This is a genomic window from Actinosynnema sp. NPDC023658, assembly GCF_040639995.1.
Lineage (GTDB): Bacteria > Actinomycetota > Actinomycetes > Mycobacteriales > Pseudonocardiaceae > Actinosynnema.
The window spans coordinates 1-4,746 of the sequence record NZ_JBFAAX010000445.1 but is presented as its reverse complement, the minus strand read 5'-3'; the positions used below and the strand labels follow the sequence as shown (position 1 = coordinate 4,746).

Below are 4,746 nucleotides of genomic sequence, written 5' to 3'. Positions count from 1 at the left end.
CGTGTCGGGGTCGCTCGGGCCGCGGCGGGCCGGGGGGCCGTCGGCGGCGGGGGGGGCGCGCAACACCCCGCGGCGCGCAGCCCGGCGCCCAGCACGTCCGCCTCCGCATCCGCATCTGCGACGAGCACGCCCGAGACCCGCAAGGTGACGAACGCCGAGCACGATCTGGTCTTCCACGTCGCGGACGGCAAGCTGCCCGCCCTGGTCCTGGACGCGGGCGGCGGCCTGAGTTCGTCGTACTGGAAGGACCTGGCACCGCGACTGGCGAAGGCCACGGGCTCGAAGGTCATCACCTACGACCGGGCGGGTGAGGGTGAGAGCGACGAGGTGTCGGGGCCGTGGCGGGTGGAGAACGCCGTGTCGGACCTGGAAGCCGGTCTCAAGGAGTTGGGGGTGACGAAGGACGTCGTTCTGGTGTCGCACTCGATCGCGGGTGAGGTCGCCACCAACTTCGTGAACAAGAACCCCGGCTGGGTGTCCGGCGCGGTCCTCGTCGACGCGAACGTGCCCGACTTCTTCACCGACGAGATGCTGATGGCATTCGAACCCGCCATCGAGAAGCAGCGAACCTCCCTGCTGGCGCAGGAGTCGACCAAGAAGAACCGCCAACTGCTCGCCGTGATGGTCGACTACGCCCCCGTTCACCGCGTCTTCCACGAGCTCTCCTGGCCGCAGGACGTGCCGGTGACCACGATCGTCGCGTCCGACACTCCGTTCGTCGACTCCCCAGAAGCAGCGAAGCTGTGGCGGGACGCCCAGGCCCGGTTCGCCCAGGCCGGCCCGAACCGGAAGCACGTGGTCGCCGAGAACACCTCGCACGAGGGGATCGTGACCGAACGCCCGGACCTCATCGCCGCCGCGGTCGACGACGTGCTGAAGACCATCCGCTAGCTGTATGAGGCTATGACGTTGATGACGCCGGTGTGGGGCCGATGGTAGTTGTAGTGCACGTTCCACACCTGTAGGGCGTCGGTGCGGTGTTGTTCGCTGATCCAGACGTGGGCGTAGAAAAATTGCTCGCCCGCGATGCGCTGGTAGCGCTCGACCTTGCCGTTGTGGCGCGGGGTGTACGGGGTGATGCGCTGGTGGCGGGCGCCGCGTAGCACGGTGGTGAAGTCGTGGGCGCGGTAGCAGGAGCCGTTGAGTTCCTAACGGATGTCAAGTGGTTGGCGCGCCCGTAGGGTGGGGGTGGACGGGCCGGTCGATGGAGCGCGTCGCGACTCCTTGTTTCGTCGGCCCGTCCCTGGTGCGGGGTGTGTTGTGCGACGTGCGGTGCGGAGTTCGGCGGAGATGGTGTAGCGCTGGGCGATGATGTGCCGGGCTTGTTGCGTGGTCACCGGTGTGCCGTCGGTGTCTGTGAGGTGGTAGTGCTCGCCGCGGCGCAGGCAGGCGGCGATGCGGGTGAGCAGTGTGGTCGCGACGTGGCAAAGGGCCGAGTTGTGGTGTTTGCCGGCCTCGGTCATCAGGCGGTGGTATTTCGCCGCGAGCGAGGGGTCGCTGCGGCGGGCCTGGTCGGCGGCCATGAACAGTGCTTCGCGCAGGCATGCGTCGCCGGATTTGGTGGGGCCGCCGTGTCGTGCGCTCCGGCCGGAGGAGTCCAGTTTGGGGACCAGGCCGCTGAAGGAGCGGATCGCGGCCAGCGAGGTGAACCGGTGCGGGTCGCCGAGGCGTCCCAGGATCTGTGCGGCCAGGACCGGGCCGACGCCGGGGACCGAGCGCAGGATCGCGTCGGGGTCGGCCTTGGTCAGCAGCGCGGCGATGCGGTCCTCGAGTTCTTTGATCTCTTCGGTCAGCTGTAGTGCCAGGCGCGCCTCGATCGCGATGTCGTCGGCCAGTTCCGGGTAGTCCAGCTCCTCGGACCACAACCGGAGGGTCTCTCGCGCCGCGGTGATCACCTGGTCCGCCTTGTCCTCGCCCCAGCTGCCGCGGGAGTGGCGGGCCAGGAACCGACCCAGGCGTGCCCTGCCCAGGCGGATGACCTGGTGCGGGTCGGCGTAGTGCGCCAGAAACCGCAGCGGGGTCTTGTTGGCCAGGTCGGCGCCCAGCGCGGCGTGCCAGCCCGGCCCGAGCAGTTCCAGCAGGGCGTCGAGCCTGGCGAGAATGCTCGTGCGGCGTTTGACCAGGTTGGAGCGCAGTTTGACCGCCCGGCGCAGCGCGTCTCCGGGGCCGAGTCCGGTCGCGTTGTGCAGGCCCTCCGGGTGCAGCAGCGGGACGCGGGCCAGGATCCTGGAGTCCAGCCGGTCGGACTTGGTGTGCTTGGCGTAGTAGGTCCGCAGGTCGGCCGACTGCTCGGGCGGCACCAGCACGACGACCGCTCCCCGGCGACGGAACCAGGCCGCCAACGGCACCCACGCGTTGCGCGTCGGTTCCATGACCACCGTGACCGACGACGGCTCGGTGCCCTCGGGCAGCATGGCCCACAACCGCTCCAGGTCCTCGACGGTGGTGCGGAACCTGCGCCCCGACCACAGGTATCGGCCCGTCGCATCGGCCAGACTGGCCTGGTGGGCGGCCCGGCAGGCGACGTCGATGCCCAACCGCATCTCCAACGAGGTGGCTCCCTTCCGCTCGGCGAACACGACCCGGCACGCAAGGCCATCACCAGAGCCGGCGCCCGTACCGGACATTCACCAACAGGGATCCACACGGCTCGGGCGTTACCCGAACCGCTGGTCACCGGGTTCCCAACAGGACGCGCACCACTCGGCGAAGGCCCCGCTCACCCCAACGGTCAACAGGCAAGGGGCGAACACCCCAGTCGGTCACGTAGCGGTGGTGAGCGGGCGCCGGAGCTCCGGATTCTCATGCGACCGGCCGCGCCGCACCAGCCTCCGGGAACACACACCAAGCTTGAATGTCGGTGACGACGCGGTGGACGTGGCTGATGCCGTGGGCGGCGAAGAACGCCCGCGCCCGGTGGGTGAAGCCGATCGCGGTGGCCGCTTTCTCGCCGGGCAGGGCTTCGGTGTAGGCCAGGCGGGAGAAGCCGTCGACCGCGGAGTGCAGGTAGGTGTAGCTGCGCCGAGCGTCGGTCTTCCCGGTGGCGGTGTTCTTGGCGCGTTCGACCTGTTTGGCCTGCTCACTGCCCCGGCCGTGGGCCCGCCAACCGCCGCCGTCGGGGATGACGCCGACCTTCTTGACGTCCAGGTGGACCATGTGGCCAGGCCATCGGGCGACGATCCGCCGCGGCGCGCGGTTGTTCTCCCCGGTCGGGTCGAGGACGCCCGACCACCGCCCAGGCCGCCTTTCCCCCTGACCGATTAGCCCACGCCCTGCTCGACGGCATCCGCGGGATCCTCGCCCGACTCCCCGAACAACAGCCCCACCCCGTCCCCGCCCGCTCGACGTTGTGCGCTGTCATGCTGCCGGGACGCGTGTTGCTCGCGACCAGACCGGGAGAAGCCGCTGCGTCGGTACGGTGGCCGGGGTGACCGTTGAACTGTTGCGCCGTGCGCTCACTGATCCGGGTGATCCGCCGATGCGGCCGGTGCCGGCCCGGGTCAGCGATCTGCTCGAAACCCTGCACGCGCCTCCACGGCTCGCCGCCCACCTGCGCGCGGTGCACGACGTGGCGTGGCAGTTGACCGACTGGGTGCGGCGGTGCCGTCCGGCGGTCGCGTTCGACCGGCCGTCCGTGCTGTTCGGCGCGGCCACCCACGACGTCGGGAAGGTCGTGCACGTCGAGGAACTCTCCGGACCGGGGAACGACCACGAACGGGCCGGCTATGAGCTCCTCCTCACTGACGGCGTCGAGGAACGCCTGGCCAGGTTCGCACGTGACCACGCGTCGTGGACCGCAGCGGGCATCGGCTTCGAGGATCTGCTGGTGAGCCCGGCCGACAAGGTCTGGAAGGGAAAACGGGTACCGGACCTGGAGCAGCTGGTCGTGAACCACCTCGCGGAGCCCGACGCGCGTCTGCACTGGCAGGTGTTCATGGCGCTGGACGACGAGCTCGACCGGATCGCGCAGGACGCGCCTCGCAGACTCGCCTTCCAGTCGAGCCATCCCGTCACCGGGTGGTGGCGGGCCCGCGAAGGGAGTGCCCCGGCAACGCCCGCTCCAGCCGACGAGCGGAAGGCCTGACTTCCCACCGATTCGAGGTGGTGCGTACGACATCGGGCGCACCGCCGTGCGGGTGAACAACTCGGGCATATCAGGCGATCGGACAACCCCGGTGGTCGACCGCGCGTCCCGTGTTCATCGGGCGAAGTGCCCGTGGGGGAGAGGGGAAGATCATGCGCAGAGTCGCGTTGGCGGTCGTCGCCGCGCTGGTGGTGCTGTCGGTGGTCCCGGCGAGCGCCGGCGCCGCCACCTGTGCTCCGGTGGACTGGGGGTCGGGGCTGAAGACCGTGTTCGACGGTGGCGGGGGCACCGTGACCGGCGTCCGCTCCGGGCAGCAGGAGTGCTTCGACCGGCTGGTGATCGACACCCACCTGGCCGGCGGCAGCTACTACGTGACCTACACCGACGAGGTCACCCACGTCGGTTCGGGTGAGCCGGTCCCGCTGCGGGGTGGGGCGAAGTTGTTCGTGATGGCGTACTCGCCGTCCTACGACGAGAACTACGACCCGACCTACGTGCCCGCGAACCCGGCCGAGGTCGTGGACGTGACCGGTTACCGGACGTTCCGGCAGGTCGCCTGGGCCGGATCGTGGGAGGGCACGACGGACCTCGGGTTGGGCGTCCGCGCACGCCAGCCGTTCCGGGTGTTCACCCTGCCCGACCGCATCGTCGAGGACGTCGCC

The 4,746-nt window shown here is 70.0% G+C and carries 4 protein-coding genes and 2 pseudogenes; 3 read left to right on the top strand and 3 right to left on the bottom strand.

Going from position 1 to position 4,746, the window contains the following annotated elements; all coding sequences use genetic code 11:
* The coding region (locus tag AB0G02_RS28520) for an alpha/beta hydrolase (RefSeq protein ID WP_360799703.1) at positions 1-891 on the top strand (891 nt) is incomplete at its 5' end.
* Between the two features lie 32 nt (positions 892-923).
* Here AB0G02_RS28520 and AB0G02_RS28515 read toward each other — a convergent pair.
* The 3 genes and pseudogenes from AB0G02_RS28515 to AB0G02_RS28505 all read right to left on the bottom strand — a co-directional run.
* Positions 924-1,142 (bottom strand): annotated as a pseudogene (locus AB0G02_RS28515) (integrase core domain-containing protein); the annotation flags it as partial.
* Between the two features lie 6 nt (positions 1,143-1,148).
* Positions 1,149-2,543: an IS110 family transposase gene (locus AB0G02_RS28510; RefSeq protein ID WP_360799706.1), complete on the bottom strand. Its 1,395-nt coding sequence runs from the start codon at positions 2,541-2,543 to the stop codon at positions 1,149-1,151.
* Between the two features lie 313 nt (positions 2,544-2,856).
* Positions 2,857-3,219 (bottom strand): annotated as a pseudogene (locus AB0G02_RS28505) (IS481 family transposase); the annotation flags it as partial.
* A gap of 208 nt (positions 3,220-3,427) precedes the next feature.
* Between AB0G02_RS28505 and AB0G02_RS28500 the strand changes: the two are divergent.
* Positions 3,428-4,084, top strand: a complete 657-nt coding sequence (locus tag AB0G02_RS28500; protein WP_360799700.1) for a phosphohydrolase — start codon at positions 3,428-3,430, stop codon at positions 4,082-4,084.
* Between the two features lie 152 nt (positions 4,085-4,236).
* A partial coding sequence (locus tag AB0G02_RS28495) for a hypothetical protein (RefSeq protein ID WP_360799697.1) occupies positions 4,237-4,746 on the top strand: 510 nt, incomplete at its 3' end.